Below are 16,123 nucleotides of genomic sequence, written 5' to 3'. Positions count from 1 at the left end.
CCCTCATTATTCTATGGAGGGTAATTACGTTTCCCCTCTCTGTCAGACGCCCGCATGACGGAAAATTCGCGGGCGACACGAGCGCGGTAATCACCGCTTACCGAGAAAGTAGTTAGAGCTCGAACACGTCCTCCTGGTGGGTGGTGACGTCGTCGGGGTCGATGCGCTCCCCGTCGACCTCGACGGCGTCGCCGCTCGCGAGCCGCCCGAACTTCGGGCCTTCGGGCACGCCTTCCTGGTGTGCGCGTCGCGGGTCGAACGCGTCCTTCGACGCGACCACGCGGTCGTCCTCCCGCCGGACGTCGTCGTAGTCCGCGTCGAGCACGCCGGCGAGTCCGTCGACGAGCGCGTCGTACGCGTCGTCGTCCGGGAACGCGGCGCGACCACGGACCTGCGACCCGCTGTTGCGCGTCTGGAACGCCACGGTCTCGCGGTCGACGAGCGACCGCGTGCGGTCGGCGTCGACCGCTCGCGCGGCCGCCAGAAGGTCGTCCGGGAGCGACCGGGTGACCCAGCCCTCGGCGTCGTCGAGTCGACGGTCACCGAACCGGACGCCGTCCGCGACCGCACCGAGTTCCCCTTCGACCGCGGCGACGACGTCCAGGTCGCGGTCGCCGACCTCCCGCAGCCACGTCTCGCTCACCACGCGATACCCGAGGTCCGCGACGACCGCCTCGAGCGCCGGCCGCGACCCCTCGACGAGCGCGTGCTCCGCGCCACTCGCCGCGAACGCCGCCTCGATGACGTCGCGATGGTCGCCCGGGTCGCCCATCGCGTCCAACCCCCAGTCCGCGGCGACGTGCCCGACCGTCCACGCCGTCTCGCGGACCACGCGCTCGAACCGCGGCACGTAATGCCCGCCACCGAACCCGACGACCGTCCGCTCGCCCATCACCGACCGCTCGCCGTCGGTCGCGCGCTCACCGCTCGACTCCGCACTCCCGTCGCCGTCGAACGCGGAGAGGTCGAGGATGGCTCGCGCCACCGCCTCCGCACCCGCCGGGTCCCGCCACTCGTCCTCGCCGCTCCCGAGTTCGACGAACAACGACGGACAGCCGACGGCGGTCGGCCCGTGATGCGTGCACTCCATCCCGACCTCGTACCCCTCGGGCGCGTACTCGTCGAACGACTCGACGAGCGCCGCCTGCGCGCCCGGCGCCGCCGCCGCGACCGCGTTCGGCTCCCCACCGTACTCCGCCGGCCCGAAGTTCCCCGTGAAGTGCGCCGTGAGGAGCGGCCCCGTCTCGCCCGAATGCCGGGACGCGAACGCCACCAGCGACGGCCGCTCCGAGAACGCACCCGCGACGCCATCCAATTCCAGATGCAGCGCGTCGAACTCCCGAAGCTCGAACGCACCATGACGATAGACGACCCCACCGCCCGCCGCGTCCGGCCGCGAATCGTCCATCGACTCCGTCCAGTCCACGAGGCCCAGCAAGTGCTCGGCGACGTGCGTCGACGCCTCGTCCGCACGACTGACGACGATCCCAATCACGACCCATCGTAACGCCGACGCAGCCAAGAAAGAGTCGATTCCCGCACGACCAACAGCAACGGACCACCAGAACCCTCGCGGCCGCCGAATGGGTGAAGAATCAGTTTACCAGAAACGGCCGCCTGGAGGCGGCCGTATGCCAGACGAGTCAGTCAGTCGGCTCCTTCGGCTGGAGCGCTCTTCGAGCTGAACGCGTCCCGGGCGGTGGTCGCGCTCTGCGCGAAGATACTCTGGACGTCGCCGCGGCGACCCCAGAACAGCCCCAGCGCGAGCACGAGATAGACGACCGTGTACGCGTAGAGGATGAGCATACTGAGTTCCGTCTCGGCGGCGTGACTCGTGGTCGTGAGGATGACCGCGTACTCGGCGACGACCTGCGAGACGAACAGCACGAGCAGCACCACCGCCTCCCGGACCGAGATCTCGAAGTTCGTGATGATGGCGATGGCGAACAGGCTCTGGGCGGCCGTGATCCAGATCTCCGCAGTCTGCTTGTCGTCGAACGGAAGCGTCCCGACGTCACCGTACGCGATGGAGTACACGACCGAGAGCGTCCCGATGAGGAGCGTCCACTGGTTGAGCTTCGAGGAGATGAGCGCGTTGAACCCCGCAGTGGAGCGAGCCTTGTTCACGAGGTACGCGACGACGATGAGTTCCGGACTCTCGGAAGCGAGCGGCGCCACCCACTGGATCATGAAGAACTTCGGGATGCCGTAGTCGACGCCGATGAGCTCCAGGCCGTGCGCGAACGGATGCACGGCGGTGTAGATCATGAGGCCGGAGTAGAGGAACAGCGTGATCGAGGAGGCGGTGCGGACGGGGAACGACCGCTTCTGGAGGTACGCGGGCACGCCGACCTGTTCCTCGTGGTCCTCGACGTCGCCGCGGACGATGATGGCGATGTACGCGATGTAGAGCCCGACGAGGACGAGCGTGTCGACGACGTCGATGCCGCCGAACAGCGGGACGGCGAACGCGAACGCGGTGGCGAGCAGGAGGAAGACGATCTCGAGGCCGAGGTCGCGGTCCAGGTGGACCTTGTTCGCGAGGAAGCCGTCGGCGTCCTCCACGGCAGGGTCCTTCGCGCTGCCGGCGCGGTAGACGGTGAACAGCGCGATACCGGACCAGCCGAGGCCGATGAGGATGCGGTTCGCGCCCGTCATGTTCGCGACCGCGAGGTTCGCGTCGTTACACGCGGCGGCGAGGCCGGTCTCGGCGTTCGAGATGGTCTCGGCGCTGAACTGCGCGCACGCGTCGGCAGTCGCGCCGCCCGAGCCGGCGCCCCACGCGTAGAGCGCGTCGACGGCGTACTCGGGCGCGACTGCGAGCACGGCGAGCACGGCGATGGCGAACGCTCGCGGAACGTCCTTCTCGGCGGTCTCGGCGCCCCACGCGAGCATAAACGACGCGCCGAGGACGGCGACACCGCTCACCGCGACTGTCGTGAGGTTGCCGAGGCCGAACGCCTCGGGGCCACCCAGGAGCTCCACGCTCACCCAGGGTGCGGTGAGGAGCGCGGCGAAGACGAGGGCGACCAGCGGATGACGAAGCCGGTCTTTGAGCATACCTGAACGTCCGTGAAAGTACAAGTAACCCTTGCGATTTACGGAGGCGACGCGCGAGAGGTTCGCAGGCACGCGACCGTTCGGTGACGGTGCGGCGGCGCGTTTTTGTGGTGGGTGCGCGAACGCTCCCGTAAGGCATGTTCGAGCACGTACTCATCGCGACGGACGGGAGCGACTGCGGGACGCGAGCGGCGCGCGCCGGCGTGGAGCTGGCGGCGACGTACGACGCGACGGCGACGGTGGTCGTCGCGGCGGCCGGCGAGCTGTCGACCGCGGACGCGGAGGCGGTCGTGGAGGACGTCGCCGAGATCGGCGCGTCGTCGCGAGTGACGGTGCAGACGCGCGTGGCGACCGAGCAGCCGCGTGTCGCTATCATGGAGGCCGCCGAGGACGTCGACGCGGACGTCATCGCGATGGGACGGCACGGGCACACGAACCTCGAGGAGCGGTTCCTTGGGAGCGTCACGGAGCGCGTGCTCCGGGCGACAGACCGCGCCGTCCTCACCGTCCCCGGTCGGGGGAGTGGACTCGGGGAGTACGACGACGTCCTGGTGACGTCCGACGGGAGCGACGCTGCTCGCGCCGCCGTCCGGCCGGGCGTGAACCTCGCGTCGACGTACGACGCGGTTCTGCACCTGCTTTCGGTCGTCGACGTCGCGTACGAGGCGGGGCCGTTCAACGCTGGTGGCGTCGACGACGCGTACGTCGACCGGCTCGTCGCGGACGCCGAACACGAACTGGACGTGTTCGCGGCGGCGTGCGAGGAGTCCGCTCGCGACGATTCGCTCGCCATCGAGCAGGCGGTTCGGACGGGCACGCCGTCCGCGGAGATCGCGGCGTACGTCGAGGACGCGGGCGTGGACCTGGTCGCGATGGCGTCCACGGGCGAGGGGTCGTTCGCGGGCCAGCTGCTCGGGAGTACGACCGACCGCGTCCTCCGGACCGTCGACGTCCCGGTGCTCGTGGTTCCCGGCGGGGACTGACCGAGCGCGGTGACGGCCAGGTCCAGACCGCCAGTTGGTCGCGTCGGTTCTCGCCGCGCCCGCATCGCTTTTGGTCGGCGGTCGCGACGCTCTCGCTATGGACGTGTACGGCCTGATCGGGAATCCCGTCGGGCATTCGCTGTCGCCACCGATGCACGAGGCGGCGTACGACACACTGGGGTTGAACGCGCGCTATGTGACGTTCGAACCCGCGGAGGATGCGGTCGCGGCGGCCGTCGAGGGCGCTGGGGCGCTCGGGGTCGCTGGGTTGAACGTGACGGTGCCGTTCAAGCAGGACGTGGCTGCGCTGCCGTCGGTGGCGACGGACGACCTGGCGTCGGCGGTCGGCGCGGTGAATACGCTCGACTTCTCGGGGGAACAGGTGACGGGCCACAACACGGACGTCGAGGGCGCGGTTCGCGCGCTCCGCGAGCAGGGCGACGCCTCGCTATCGGGCGCGACGGCGGTGGTCGTCGGCGCTGGCGGCGCTGGCCGGGCGGTCGCGTTCGGGCTGGCGGACGCGGGCGCGTCGGTCCGGGTCGCGAACCGGACGGCGAGTCGCGCGACCGACCTCGCCGCGGCGGTGGAACGCGAAGTCGGGGGCGCGACCGCGACCGGCGGCGGCCTCGACGCGCTCGACGGGTGGCTGGCGGACGCGGACGTCCTCGTGAACGCGACGAGCGTCGGGATGGAGTCGGACGAGACGCCCGTCCCCGCAAGCGCGCTCCACGAGGGTCTCGTGGTGCTCGACGCCGTCTACGCGCCTCTGGAGACGCGCCTGCTCCGGGACGCGGCGGCGGCGGGTGCGACGACCGTCGACGGCGCGTGGATGCTCCTCCACCAGGGCGCGGCAGCGTTCGAGCACTGGACCGGCGAGGACGCGCCCGTCGACGCGATGAACGCCGCGCTCCGCGCGCACCTCGACGCGTAGCATCCCACGGCCGCGGCTCGCTGCCGGTAACGTGGCCTTACCGCAGCCGGCCGAAGGGGCGTGTGCCGCAAGCTGGTCGCCGTGAGTCGCTTTTAAGTCCGGTGGGGTTCCAGTGTCCCCCAATGGGACTGCTATCGAAACTGAAGTCTGTATTGGGTCTCGGCGACGACGACGACCGCGCCAGTCAGCGGTCCGGGGACGTCGGCGTCACGGTCGAACGAGAGCGAGAGGAAGCCGATGCCGCGAACGAAGCCGCCGTCAAAGGCGTCGACGGCGAAGACGAAGAAACGGACGAGGAAGCCGACGAAGACGACGTCGACGATGAACCCGACGAAGAAGCAGTCGAAGACGACGTCGAGGAAGCCGACGAAGACGACGTCGACGATGAACCCGACGAAGAAGCAGTCGAAGACGACGTCGAGGAAGCCGACGAAGACGACGTCGCCGATGAACCCGACGAAGAAGCAGTCGAAGACGACGTCGAGGAAGCCGACGAAGACGACGTCGACGATGAACCCGACGAAGAAGCAGTCGAAGACGAGGAAGCGGAGGAACACGATGAGGACGACGTCGAAGAAGCGGACGACGTCGAGGACGAAGACGAGGACACCGACGAGGAGGTAGCGGATGACGTCGACGAGGACGACGCCGTCGATGCTGAAGACGAGGACGACGCCGACAGCGAGAGCGACGACGGCGAAGGCGCTGAAGACGCCGCTGAAGAGGACGCTGAAGACGCCGCTGACGACGAGGCGGCGGTCGAGGAACTCCAGGACATCAAGGGTATCGGGCCGGCGTACGCGGAGCGCCTGGTCGACGTCGGTGTCACGTCGATCGCCGAACTGGCGGACGCGGACCACGAGGCGGTCGCGGAGGCGGCGGACCTGGCTCCCGGCCGGGTCGAGCAGTGGGTGGACCGCGCGAACGCCCGCCAGTAAGGCGGTTCGCTTCCCCGACACCGTAACACCGTTTAGCGGCGGTGCCGTCGGTCCAGGTATGGATTCGTATCGGGTCGCGACCGACGCGGCCGCGTTCCGCGAGACCGCTCGGGGCGCGCCGCCGGGCGCTCGCGTCCCCGTGGAGGTGCGTGCGTCGGTCGCGGACCCCTGGACCGCGTATCGGTGCGCGCGCCGCGGTGACGGCCGGTGGGGCGTCTTCTTCGAGACGACCGGCGTCGACGCGACTGGCGCGGATGCGAGTGCGACGAGCGTCGACGGGACCGGAGCGGACGCGAACGCGACTGGCGGGGAGGACGACGCGGACGGCGGCTGGGGGTACTTCGCGGTCGACCCCGTGGAGCGCTTCTCGGCGCGACCGGGTGCGGTACTGCGCGAGGACCCGCCCGCGGACGCGCATCCCGGGTCGGGGTCGCCGTCGCTGCGGGCGCTCGAGGGCGTGCTCGACGGGGAGACGCTCGCGCGCGGCGACTGCGAGGTACCGTATCCCTGTGGCGCGTTCGGGTGGGTGTCGTACGACCTGGCGCGGGAACTGGAGTCGCTGCCGAGCGACGCGGCCGACGACCGCGACCTGCCGCACGTCCAGGTCGGGGTGTACGATGCCGTCGTCGCGTGGCGTGCCGCCGACGCCGCGAGCGACGGTGAGACGACGCTCCGCGTGACCGTCTGTCCCGAGGTTCCTGCTTCGGGAGCCGATCGTGACCGAGCGCTCGACGACGTGCACGCGGCAGCGGTCGAGCGCGCCGCGGCGCTCGTGGAGCGAGCGACGACCGGCGACCCCGGGCACGGGCCAGCGCCGGCCGCCGATACCGAGGCGGCGGCGTTCGAGAGCGACGCGGGCCGCGAGGCGTACGCCGACCGCGTTCGCGCCGTGAAGGACTACGTCCGCGAGGGCGACACGTTCCAGGCGAACGTCTCGCATCGCCTGCGAGCGCCGGCGGCGGTGCATCCGGTGGCGGCGTACGACGCGCTCCGGCGCGTCAACCCGGCGCCGTACTCGGGGCTCGTCGAGTTCCCCGGCGTCGACCTCGTGTCAGCGAGCCCCGAGCTCCTCCTGGAGCGCGACGGCGACTTCGTGCGCACCGAGCCCATCGCGGGGACGCGACCTCGCGGGAGCGACACGGCCGAGGACGACGCGCTCGAAGCGGAGCTGTCGAGCGACGAGAAGGAGCGCGCGGAGCACGCGATGCTCGTCGACCTGGAGCGCAACGACCTCGGGAAGGTCTCCGAGTACGGGTCGGTCGACGTCGCCGAGTACCGGCGCGTCGACCGCTACAGCGAGGTGATGCACCTCGTCTCGGACGTGACGGGGCGGCTTCGCGACGGCGTCGGGCTCGCGGACGCAGTCGGAGCGATGTTCCCGGGCGGCACCATCACGGGCGCGCCGAAGCCGCGGACGATGGAGATAATCGAGGAACTGGAGTCGACCCGTCGTGGGCCGTACACGGGCGCGATGGCGGCGTTCGGGTTCGACGACCGCGCGACGCTGAACATCGTCATCCGGACGCTCGTCCGCTGGAGCGACGAGTACCACCTCCGCGTCGGCGCGGGCGTCGTCCACGACTCCGACCCCGAGCGCGAGTACGACGAGACGCTCGCGAAGGCGCGAGCGCTCCTGCACGCGGTCGACGACGCGGTCGCCGCGGACGCCGACCTCACCGTCTCGGAGCGCCCCACGACGACGGAGGGCGAGCCATGACGGCGAGGGACTCGGCCGCGGGGTCGCTCCCGCCGGTTCCGGGCGAACCACGCGTCCTCGTCGTCGACAACTACGACTCGTTCGCGTACAACCTCGTGCAGTACGTCGGCGAGTTCGCGGGCGACGTCGTCGTCCGCCGGAACGACGCGGTCGACGTCGCTGGCGTCCGCGCGCTCGACCCGGACGGCATCGTCGTGTCGCCGGGGCCGGGCACGCCCGAGGACGCGGGCGTGTCGACGCCGATATTCTCGGAGCTGTCGATTCCGACGCTCGGCGTGTGCCTCGGGCATCAGGCGCTCTGCGCGGCCAACGGTGCGCCGGTCGGGCACGCACCCGAGGTCGTTCACGGGAAGCCGTCGGTCGTCTCCCACGACGGTCGCGGCGTCTTCGAGGGCCTCCCGGAGCGCCTGCGCGTCGGGCGGTATCACTCGCTCGCGGTCAGGCGCGAGGACCTCCCCGGGACGCTCGTGGAGACGGCTTCGACGAGCGACGACCGCGCGACCCTGATGGCGGTGCGGCATCGCGAGAAACCCCACGTCGGCGTGCAGTTCCACCCGGAGAGCATCCTGACCGGGGACGCGGACGACGCGACCGAATCGAGCGCCGAGAACACTCCAGCCGGCGCGCGCCCGAGCCTGCGCGTCGGCAAGCAACTCGTGAGGAACTTCCTGTGCAGTACCACGTAGACGGCGAGCTGGTCGACCGGAGCGAGGCGTCGGTGAGCGTCGACGACCGCGGGTTCCAGTACGGCGACGGCGTCTTCGAGACGATGCGAGCCTACGGGGGGACGCTGTTCGCGCTCGACGCGCACTTGGATCGCCTGGAGCGCTCGTGCGACGCGCTCGGCCTGGACCACGGTCTCGACCGTCGGGACCTCGCGACGCGCGTCCACGAGACGCTCGCCGCGAACGACCTGCGGGACGCGTACGCGAAGCTCTCCATCACGCGCGGCAGCCAGCCGGGAACGGTCACCCCGCACCCGGACGTGGACCCGACGGTCGTCGTGTACGTCAAACCGCTCCCGCGCGGCGGCCTAGAGGGTGACGACGTCTGGGACGAACCCGCCACGCTCCAGACGGTCCCGACGCGCAAGCCGCCGCGGAGCGCGCTCCCGCCGGGGGCGAAGACGCACAACTACCTGAACTCCATCCTCGCCCGCGAGGAACTCGTCGCGGGCGCCGACGAGGCGCTCCTGCGCGACCAGGCGGGGAACGTCGCCGAAGGTGCCGCGTCGAACGTCTTCTGGGTGGACGACGACGGCCTCCACACGCCCGCCGCGGACCTCGACCTCCTCCCCGGCATCACGCGAGCGTACGTCCTCGACCTCGCCCGCGAACAGGCTGGCGTCCCCGTTCACACCGGCGAGTACGCGCCGGAAGCGGTTCGGAGCGCGGACGAGTGCTTCCTCACGAACTCGACGTGGGAGCTCCGGCCGGTCGCGACCGTCGACGGCATCGACGTCGGCGGCGGCCCCGTCACCGACCTCCTCTCGCGCCTGTTCGACCGCCTCGTCGAGACGCGGCACTACGGCGGAATCGACGCCGACGCCAGTGGCGGCGACCCGCCCGCCGATGTCGGCGAGGCGGGACGCGACGCCGTCGAGTCGAGCGACGCCGAAGACACTTGACGCGTGGTGCCCTGCGAGCAGGCATGCGCGGGGATTCGCCGGCGGCGGTGCTGTTCGACCTCGACCTGACGCTGTGCGTCTCCACGCAGGCGCCCGAGGATCTGCTCTCGGCGACGTTCGAGCGCGCTGGCGTCCAGCCGTTCTGCGAGGTCGTGGACCTCGCCGCGGTCGCCTCGGAGACGCCCGAGTGCGAGAGCGACCGCGAGTTCTTCGCGGCGCTGTTCGACCTCGCCGCCGAGCGCGTCGACGGCGTCGACCCCGCGACCGTGCCGTCGTGGGACCTCGCGGACGCGCACGACGCGCTCGTCGACCACTCGGCGGTCCGGTTCCGCGACGGTGCTCGCGACGCGCTCGACGCGGCGCTCGCGCACGGCCCCGTCGGTCTCGTCACGAACGGCGGCCGCGACACCCAGTCGACGAAGCTCGACGCGCTCGGTATCGCGGACGCGTTCGGCGCGACCGTCTTCTGCGACCCGACCGCTGGGATGCCACCGAAGCCCGACCCGAAACCCGTCCGCGCCGCGGTCGACGAACTCGGCGTCACGCCCGACGAAGCCGTCCTCGTCGGCGACTCGAAGGCGTCGGACGTCGCCGGCGCGCACGCCGCCGGCGCGCGGTCGGCGTGGGTTCCCTACGACGACGCGAGCAACGACGGCGACCACGACCCCCACCACACGCTCGACGCCCCGGAGGACCTCCGTGACATCCTCTAGCCAGGAGAAAGCATTTACTTCGACCGACAGAGCGTGCACGTATGACGCGCTCCCGCGGCCAGTTCGACACGCGCCACGACGACGAGCGCGACGACGGTCCCGGCAGCGGCGGTGACGGTGGCCGGGGGCGCGCCCGCGACGGCGGCGCGGTCGACGGCGTGCGCTCGTGGCTCTCCTTCCATCGCGTCGAGTTCCTGCTCGTCTGCTGGCTCGCCGTCGGCGTCGTCGGGCTCGCGCTCGCGTTCGGCCTCCCCGGACTCGCGATGGCGAACGGGGAGTCGGCACCCGAGGTCGTCCGCACCGTCTTCTGGACGACCGGGCTCGTCGCCATCCCGCTGCTGGCCGCGTCGCTGCTCGTGCACGCCGTCGTGGACGCCTACCGCGTCGCGCTCGCCGACGGCGACGTCACCTCCGTCGGGCGCGCCGTCGTCCGCGTCCTCCAGTCCGCGAGCGCCGCGACGTTCGCCGTCGGCGTGACGGTCCTGTTCCAGGACACGGCACCGGCGAACGCCGAGTTCGACCCGGCGGCGCTCGTCTCCGCGTTCCTCCTCCTCGCCGGGTTCGCGGGCATGGTCGCGTTCGTCGTCGGCGACGGCCTCGTCCGCCTCGCCAGGGGCACCTGGTAGTGCGGGGTCACCGGTCGAGTCGGGCGGTCACCAGTCGTCGACGACGGCGCGCGCTCGCTCGTAGCCCGCGGCGTCCGTCCACGTCACGCCCGACGCGAGGTGCTCGACCCTGACGTCCGCGCCGCAGTCCGGGCACCGGTAGCCGCCGGGCTGCTTGACGGGTTTCGAGGCGCGATGTCGACCCGCGCGCCACTCGCAGCTCGCGGTGCACGCGAGCGCCAGTCGCGGGTCGGTGAAGGACTCGCAGTGTCGTGGCGCGTCGACCGCCGCCGCCTTCTCGCGGAACCGCTCGCCGTGCCCCGCCTCGCCGAACCGCTGGAACTCCCAGGCGTGCACGAGCTCGTGGCGGATGGTGGCCGTGAACTGCCGCCAGCCGTACTGCTCGTAGGCGTCCCACGTCAACCGGATCGTGACCGTCCCCGAGTCCGCGTCGTACGAGCACGCACCCGCTCGGCGACGCGCTCGCTTCGACACCTCCCACTCGATGGCGTCGTGGTCGACGTCGACGTCGACGCTCTCGGCGTAGAGGCGAGCGTACGACAGGAGGTCGCGCGGCGTGTCCGGGTCGGGCGTCCCACTCTGCACGCGACGACGGAGGGAATCGGTCGCAAAAAACGAACTGGTTCCGGAGACGCGACCGCTGGTCGTGGCCCGCCGTCCACGGGGTCGACCGTCAGTCCATGACGGTGACGTCGCCGAAGATGGCGGCGCCGTCGACGACGAGGTCGGGCGACCCGCTGGGGTTGCTGCGGCGGCGGTCGCGGACCTCGCCGAAGACCGCGGTCGTGTCGATACCGACGACCCAATTCTCGGGGACGCGAACGGTCGCGTCACCGAAGATGGCGGTGACGTCGACGGCCAGCGGCGGGTCGTCGGGGTCGCGCTCGACCGCGCGGAGGTCGACGTCGGCGTCCTCGAACACCGCGGTCACGCTCCGCGCGCCGTCGCGGTCGACGTCGTCGACGTTCCCGACGACGACGTGACTACCGCCCATGCGGACGAGGCGGTTCTTGCGGTTGCGGCCGAGGACGAGCGTCGCACCGTAGAGGACGACGAGGAGCGGCCAGAACTGGCCGGCTTCCGCGCCCGTGAGGACGCTGAACTCGACGAGCAGCCAGCCCGAGCCGACGAGCACGAACGTGATCGGCCAGAACAGGTGCGTGAACCGCGTGGTGACGAGGCGGTACGCGCCGTAGACGACGAACGCGCTCGCGAGCAGGACGTCGAACCCGTCGAAGGGGACGGTGTCGGTGGTGTCGAGCAGGAGGAGGACGCCGAAGAGGACGACGAACCCACCGATGAGCCAGCGGCCGTTGCTTCGGGTGCCGGTACTGACGACGACGGAATCTGAATTGGACATGATGGGGGCTCCGGACCGCGCGTCGGTGATGGCGGGACTGGTCGTCGAATCGAGCGACGGAAGTTCGATGCGGCGCGAGTCGTCGGTGCTGGACCGAGGCGCAATATCCAATTGTAGATACGTCGAGAACGAATATAAAGCTACGCTGACGGGTGCTATCTCCTCGCAGCGAATCGAGCGAAGAGCGCGTTACCGTTACGCTTCGACGAGGAGGCCGGCGCGTTCGAGTGCGTCGTCGACGGCGGCGTCGTCGTGGATGACGGCGCTGATGGCGGTGGCGATGGCTTCGGGGTCGTCGTGCTGGAAGATGCTGCGGCCCATGGAGACGCCGGCGCCGCCGGCGTCCATCACGCCGCGGACCGCTTCGACGGTCTCGCGGTCCGTACCCTTCGCGCCGCCGGCGATGACGACGGGGAGGCGCGTGGATTCGACGACGTGCTGGAAGCTCTCGGCGTCACCGGAGTACCCGGTCTTGACGACGTCCGCGCCGAGTTCCTCCGCGAGGCGGACGGCGTGCCCGAGCGCTTCCGGGTCCGTGGAGTCGACGCCCTCGCCGCGAGCGTACGCCATCGCGAGCACGGGCATCCCGAGGCGGTCGGCGTCGCGCGTGAGTTCGGCGAGGTCCTCTATCTGGTTCGGTTCGTGCTCGCCGCCGACGTTGATGTGGAAGGACACGGCGTCGGCGCCGGCGCGAACGGCTTCCTCGACGGTGCCGGTGACGCGCTTGTCGGCCTCGTCCGGGCCGATGGTCGTCGAGCCGTTCAGGTGGACGACGAAGCCCGCGCCGTTCTTGTTGTCGTGGACGCGCGGCGCGATGCCCTTCTGCGTGAGGACGGCGTCCGCGCCGCCGCGCGTGACCCCGTCGATGGTCGCCTCGATGTCCTTCAGGCCCTTGACGGCGCCCATGGTGATGCCGTGGTCCATCGGGACGACGAGGTAGTTCCCGTCGGTCGAGATGCGGTCCAGTCGTGCGTGTTTCCCCGGGCTTACGTGTGGTGTGTCGCGTGTCATGTGCGTGAATCGAACTGCGTTAGTGTGTCATCGTGTGCCACGTCGGGTTATGTCGGTTCCGATTCCGCCAAACTTTCGTCGTCGGGGTCGCCGCCCGCTTCCTCGGCGTCCGCGGCCGCTGCGTCCCCGTCCGACGCACCCGCGAGCGCGCCCTCCTTGAGTTCTCGCGCCTTCGACTCCAGACGTCCCGCGGTCTCCGCGACCGGCGTGTCATCCTCGTGGCCCTCGGCGACGATGTCGACGAGTGCACTCCCGACGATGACGCCGTCCGCACCGGCGGCCACGACCTCCCGCGCGTGCTCGCCGGACTTGATACCGAACCCGACCGCCTTCGGGACGTCCCACTCGCGTAGCCGCGAGAGGCTCGCGCCCGTCTGGTCGCTCACGTCGTCCTTCGCGCCCGTCACGCCCAGTCTCGCCTGCACGTAGACGTACCCGGAGACCTGATTCATGATGCGTTCAAGCCGGTCGCCCGCGGTCGTCGGCGCGACGATGAACACGAGGTCCAGTCCGAACTCGTCGCACGCCGCCCGGAGCGGCCCGGCCTCCTCCGCGGGCAGGTCCGGGACGACGAACCCGGAGAGGCCCAGTGACGCCGCCTTCTCGACGAACGGCCGTGGTCCTTCCTCGTCGCCGTACTGATAGATGAGGTTGTAGTACGTCATACAGACGAGCGGCACGTCGACGTCGAGGTCCTCGACGAACTCGAAGAACCGCTCTGGCGTCATCCCGCCCTGGAGCGACCGCACCACGGCCTCCTGGATGGTCGGCCCCTCCGCGATCGGCTCCGAGAACGGCAGGCCGAGTTCGATGACGTCCGCGCCGCCGCGTTCGAGCGCCTCCACGTACTCCAGGCTCGCCTCGTAGCTCGGGTCGCCCGCCGCGAGGTACGGGACGAACGCCGGCTCGTCCGCGAAGGCATCTTTCAGTGCTGCATTCTCACCCATCAGTGGAACACCTCCCCCATGTCGACCGCGCCCTCGACGTCGCGCTCCTCGGTCTCCTGCACGACCGACTCCAGGTCCTTGTCGCCGCGCCCGGAGACGTTGATCACAGTTATCTCACCGAGTTCGTCGCGGTTCTCGTCCGCCCACGCGAACGCGTGCGCCGTCTCCAGCGCCGGGATGACGCCCTCCAACCGGGAGAGCCGGTGGAACGCGGCCAGCGCGGCGTCGTCGTCGACGTTCGCCGCCCGCACGCGCCCCTCGTCGACGAGGTACGCGAGCTCCGGGCCGACGCCCGCGTAGTCCAGTCCCGAGGAGACGCTGTGGGACTCCAGGATCTGGCCGTCGCGGTCCTGAAGGAGCTTCGTCCGCGCGCCGTGCAGCACGCCCTCGTCGCCCGTCGACAGCGACGCGGAGTTCGGCGCCACGCCCGCCTCCTCGTCGACCGAGAGCGACGATCCGCCCGCCTCGACCGCGACGAGGTCCGTTCGCGTCCCGCCGTCGCTCCCGTCGTCGTCGACGAAGTTCGCGAACGTTCCCATCGTGTTCGACCCACCGCCGGCGCACGCCACGACCGTATCGGGCACCCCGCCGGTCTGCTCGATGGCCTGCTCGCGGGCCTCCTCGCTGATGACCGCCTGGAAGTCCCGCACCATCGCCGGGAACGGCGCCGGGCCGACGACGCTCCCGATGACGTAGTGCGTGTCCTCGACGTTCGTCGCCCAGTCCCGCATCGTCTCCGAGATCGCCTCCTTCAGCGTCCCGCGACCGGTCGTGACGGGGTTGACCTCGCTCCCGTTGAGCTTCATCCGGAAGACGTTCGGGCGCTGGCGGTTGATGTCGCGCTTCCCCATGTAGATCTCGCAGGGGAGCCCGAGGTGCGCGGCCGCCATCGCGGTCGCGGTGCCGTGCTGGCCCGCGCCCGTCTCCGCGACGATGCGCTCCTTCCCCATGTACTTCGCGAGCAGGACCTGCCCGAGCGCGTTGTTGAGCTTGTGCGCCCCACCGTGCAGGAGGTCCTCGCGCTTCAGGTAGACCTCGCTGTCGTAGCGCTCGCTCAGGTGCTCGGCGTACTGGAGGGGCGTCGGGCGCCCACCGAAGTCCCGCAGTCGCTCGCGGAACTCGTCCATGAAGCCGTCCTCGTTCTCGAGCACGTACCGCTCGTAGGCGTCCGTGAGCTCCTCGATCGCCGGCATGAGCGCCTCCGGCACGTACTGTCCACCGTACTCGCCGAACTTGACGTCCGTCGCTGTCATTGTGTTGTCTCCGTGGTATCGCTCGAATCGACTGCGTCCGCCGCACTCTCTTCCGCGAGCCGTCGCGTGTTCTCGCGGACGTCGCCGTCCATGATGGCGCTCCCGACGAGGAGCGCGTCGGCGCCCGCGGCTCGCATCCGCGCGACGTCGTCGGTCGTCGCTACGCCGCTCTCCGCAATGAGGGTGACGTCCCCCCGAGCGTCCGCCGGAACCGCGTCGGCGACGCGCTCGAACGTCCCGAGGTCGACCTCGAGCTTCGCGAGGTCGCGGTTGTTCACGCCGACGATGCGAGCGCCGGCGGCGAGTGCGCGTTCGAGTTCCGCTTCGGTGTGCACCTCGACGAGCGCCTGGAACCCGCGGTCGCGGGCCGCTGCGAGCATCGATTCGAGCGTGTCGGCGCCCTCGACGCCCGCGTCGGGGTCGTCCTCGCTGCCGAGGAATCGCGCGATGAGGAGGACGACGTCGCTCTCGACGGCGTCCAGTTGGCGTTCGCGCAGGAGGAAGTCCTTCCGGAGGACGGGGACGTCGACGGCGTCGCGGACGCGTTCGAGCGAGTCGGTGCTGCCGCCGAAGTGCTCGGGTTCGGTGAGGACGCTGAGCGCGGCGGCGCCGCCGTCGACCATCTCGGTCGCCAACTCGACGGGGTCGTCGTCGCGCGTGCCGTCGGTGGTGGGACTGGTCGGTTTGACCTCCGCGATGAGCGGTGTTCGCCCGGCGGCGGTTGCTGTCTCGAACGCGGCGGGGAGGTCGCGCGCGTCGACGGCGACGCGGTCGCCGGCCGGCGAGTCGCGGGTGCGTGCGGCGTCGAGGATGCGCTCGACGGCCGGCGCGAGCCCCTGCCCAGAGCTAGTGTTCATCCTTGTACATTGTCCGACTGATTCGTACATAAGACTTGCGTCCGCGCCCATCGAGAAACCGTTTGTACCACCACAGTCCGTTTAAAAATTTACGTTCAAC

General features: G+C 70.5%; 16 protein-coding genes. 8 read left to right on the top strand and 8 right to left on the bottom strand.

The genetic code is table 11. The features are described 5' to 3' along the window. Positions 1-112: 112 nt before the first annotated feature. Positions 113-1,495: a D-aminoacyl-tRNA deacylase gene (locus ACZ48X_RS16955; RefSeq protein WP_336348581.1), complete on the bottom strand. Its 1,383-nt coding sequence runs from the start codon at positions 1,493-1,495 to the stop codon at positions 113-115. Between the two features lie 152 nt (positions 1,496-1,647). Further along, positions 1,648-3,060: a sodium:calcium antiporter gene (locus tag ACZ48X_RS16950; RefSeq protein WP_336348582.1), complete on the bottom strand. Its 1,413-nt coding sequence runs from the start codon at positions 3,058-3,060 to the stop codon at positions 1,648-1,650. A gap of 137 nt (positions 3,061-3,197) precedes the next feature. On the opposite strand from ACZ48X_RS16950, the gene ACZ48X_RS16945 reads away from it, so the two are divergent. From ACZ48X_RS16945 to ACZ48X_RS16910, 8 genes are all read left to right on the top strand, one after another. Further along, positions 3,198-4,043, top strand: a complete 846-nt coding sequence (locus tag ACZ48X_RS16945) for a universal stress protein (RefSeq protein WP_336348583.1) — start codon at positions 3,198-3,200, stop codon at positions 4,041-4,043. Positions 4,044-4,140: 97 nt separating this feature from the next. Further along, on the top strand, positions 4,141-4,974 hold the full coding sequence (locus ACZ48X_RS16940) for a shikimate dehydrogenase (protein ID WP_336348584.1): 834 nt from the start codon (positions 4,141-4,143) through the stop codon (positions 4,972-4,974). 62 nt (positions 4,975-5,036) lie between these two features. Then, positions 5,037-5,912, top strand: a complete 876-nt coding sequence (locus ACZ48X_RS16935; protein ID WP_464379822.1) for a helix-hairpin-helix domain-containing protein — start codon at positions 5,037-5,039, stop codon at positions 5,910-5,912. Between the two features lie 58 nt (positions 5,913-5,970). After that, entirely contained in the window at positions 5,971-7,629 is a 1,659-nt protein-coding gene (gene pabB, locus ACZ48X_RS16930; RefSeq protein ID WP_336348586.1) for an aminodeoxychorismate synthase, component I, read from the top strand. Continuing rightward, complete coding sequence (locus ACZ48X_RS16925) at positions 7,626-8,315, top strand: anthranilate synthase component II (RefSeq protein ID WP_336348587.1); 690 nt, start codon at positions 7,626-7,628, stop codon at positions 8,313-8,315. Before pabB ends, ACZ48X_RS16925 begins: the two co-directional genes overlap by 4 nt. After that, positions 8,300-9,256, top strand: coding sequence for an aminotransferase class IV (locus tag ACZ48X_RS16920; protein WP_336348588.1), 957 nt, complete (start codon positions 8,300-8,302; stop codon positions 9,254-9,256). The genes ACZ48X_RS16925 and ACZ48X_RS16920 overlap by 16 nt, the downstream gene beginning before the upstream one ends. Before the next feature lie 23 nt (positions 9,257-9,279). Beyond that, positions 9,280-9,969: an HAD family hydrolase gene (locus ACZ48X_RS16915; protein WP_336348589.1), complete on the top strand. Its 690-nt coding sequence runs from the start codon at positions 9,280-9,282 to the stop codon at positions 9,967-9,969. A 41-nt stretch (positions 9,970-10,010) separates the two neighbouring features. Beyond that, positions 10,011-10,595 carry a hypothetical protein gene (locus ACZ48X_RS16910; RefSeq protein ID WP_336348590.1) on the top strand — a complete coding sequence of 195 codons (585 nt, stop codon included), beginning with the start codon at positions 10,011-10,013 and terminating at the stop codon, positions 10,593-10,595. 27 nt (positions 10,596-10,622) lie between these two features. Here the strand turns inward: ACZ48X_RS16910 and ACZ48X_RS16905 are convergent, their stop codons facing one another. The 6 genes from ACZ48X_RS16905 to trpC all read right to left on the bottom strand — a co-directional run bounded on the left by ACZ48X_RS16905 (position 10,623) and on the right by trpC (position 16,023). Further along, the gene (locus ACZ48X_RS16905; protein ID WP_336348591.1) at positions 10,623-11,180 is read right to left on the bottom strand and encodes a SprT-like domain-containing protein; all 558 of its coding nucleotides are present in this window, start codon (positions 11,178-11,180) and stop codon (positions 10,623-10,625) included. Between the two features lie 88 nt (positions 11,181-11,268). Next, on the bottom strand, positions 11,269-11,955 hold the full coding sequence (locus tag ACZ48X_RS16900; protein ID WP_336348592.1) for a LiaF transmembrane domain-containing protein: 687 nt from the start codon (positions 11,953-11,955) through the stop codon (positions 11,269-11,271). Between the two features lie 195 nt (positions 11,956-12,150). Next, positions 12,151-12,966 (bottom strand): 2-amino-3,7-dideoxy-D-threo-hept-6-ulosonate synthase, encoded by an 816-nt coding sequence (locus tag ACZ48X_RS16895; RefSeq protein WP_336348593.1) that lies wholly within the window; start codon positions 12,964-12,966, stop codon positions 12,151-12,153. Between the two features lie 47 nt (positions 12,967-13,013). Further along, positions 13,014-13,913 (bottom strand): tryptophan synthase subunit alpha, encoded by a 900-nt coding sequence (gene trpA / locus ACZ48X_RS16890; RefSeq protein ID WP_379761779.1) that lies wholly within the window; start codon positions 13,911-13,913, stop codon positions 13,014-13,016. Further along, the gene (gene trpB / locus ACZ48X_RS16885; RefSeq protein WP_336348594.1) at positions 13,913-15,166 is read right to left on the bottom strand and encodes a tryptophan synthase subunit beta; all 1,254 of its coding nucleotides are present in this window, start codon (positions 15,164-15,166) and stop codon (positions 13,913-13,915) included. Before trpB ends, trpA begins: the two co-directional genes overlap by 1 nt. Next, positions 15,163-16,023: an indole-3-glycerol phosphate synthase gene (trpC, locus tag ACZ48X_RS16880; RefSeq protein WP_336348595.1), complete on the bottom strand. Its 861-nt coding sequence runs from the start codon at positions 16,021-16,023 to the stop codon at positions 15,163-15,165. Before trpC ends, trpB begins: the two co-directional genes overlap by 4 nt. Positions 16,024-16,123: the final 100 nt, after the last annotated feature.

This window comes from Halorubellus litoreus, assembly GCF_055378595.1.
This window is presented reverse-complemented; position numbering and strand designations above follow the sequence as displayed.

Bases quoted from the DNA above. Each gene is read 5' to 3' on its own strand.
- ACZ48X_RS16950 (WP_336348582.1), bottom strand. From the start codon at position 3,060: ATGCTCAAAGACCGGCTTCGTCATCCGCTGGTCGCCCTCGTCTTCGCC.
- ACZ48X_RS16945 (WP_336348583.1), top strand. From the start codon at position 3,198: ATGTTCGAGCACGTACTCATCGCGACGGACGGGAGCGACTGCGGGACG.
- ACZ48X_RS16940 (WP_336348584.1), top strand. From the start codon at position 4,141: ATGGACGTGTACGGCCTGATCGGGAATCCCGTCGGGCATTCGCTGTCG.
- pabB (WP_336348586.1), top strand. From the start codon at position 5,971: ATGGATTCGTATCGGGTCGCGACCGACGCGGCCGCGTTCCGCGAGACC.
- ACZ48X_RS16925 (WP_336348587.1), top strand. From the start codon at position 7,626: ATGACGGCGAGGGACTCGGCCGCGGGGTCGCTCCCGCCGGTTCCGGGC.
- ACZ48X_RS16915 (WP_336348589.1), top strand. From the start codon at position 9,280: ATGCGCGGGGATTCGCCGGCGGCGGTGCTGTTCGACCTCGACCTGACG.
- ACZ48X_RS16910 (WP_336348590.1), top strand. From the start codon at position 10,011: ATGACGCGCTCCCGCGGCCAGTTCGACACGCGCCACGACGACGAGCGC.
- ACZ48X_RS16900 (WP_336348592.1), bottom strand. From the start codon at position 11,955: ATGTCCAATTCAGATTCCGTCGTCGTCAGTACCGGCACCCGAAGCAAC.
- ACZ48X_RS16895 (WP_336348593.1), bottom strand. From the start codon at position 12,966: ATGACACGCGACACACCACACGTAAGCCCGGGGAAACACGCACGACTG.
- trpA (WP_379761779.1), bottom strand. From the start codon at position 13,913: ATGGGTGAGAATGCAGCACTGAAAGATGCCTTCGCGGACGAGCCGGCG.
- trpB (WP_336348594.1), bottom strand. From the start codon at position 15,166: ATGACAGCGACGGACGTCAAGTTCGGCGAGTACGGTGGACAGTACGTG.
- trpC (WP_336348595.1), bottom strand. From the start codon at position 16,023: ATGAACACTAGCTCTGGGCAGGGGCTCGCGCCGGCCGTCGAGCGCATC.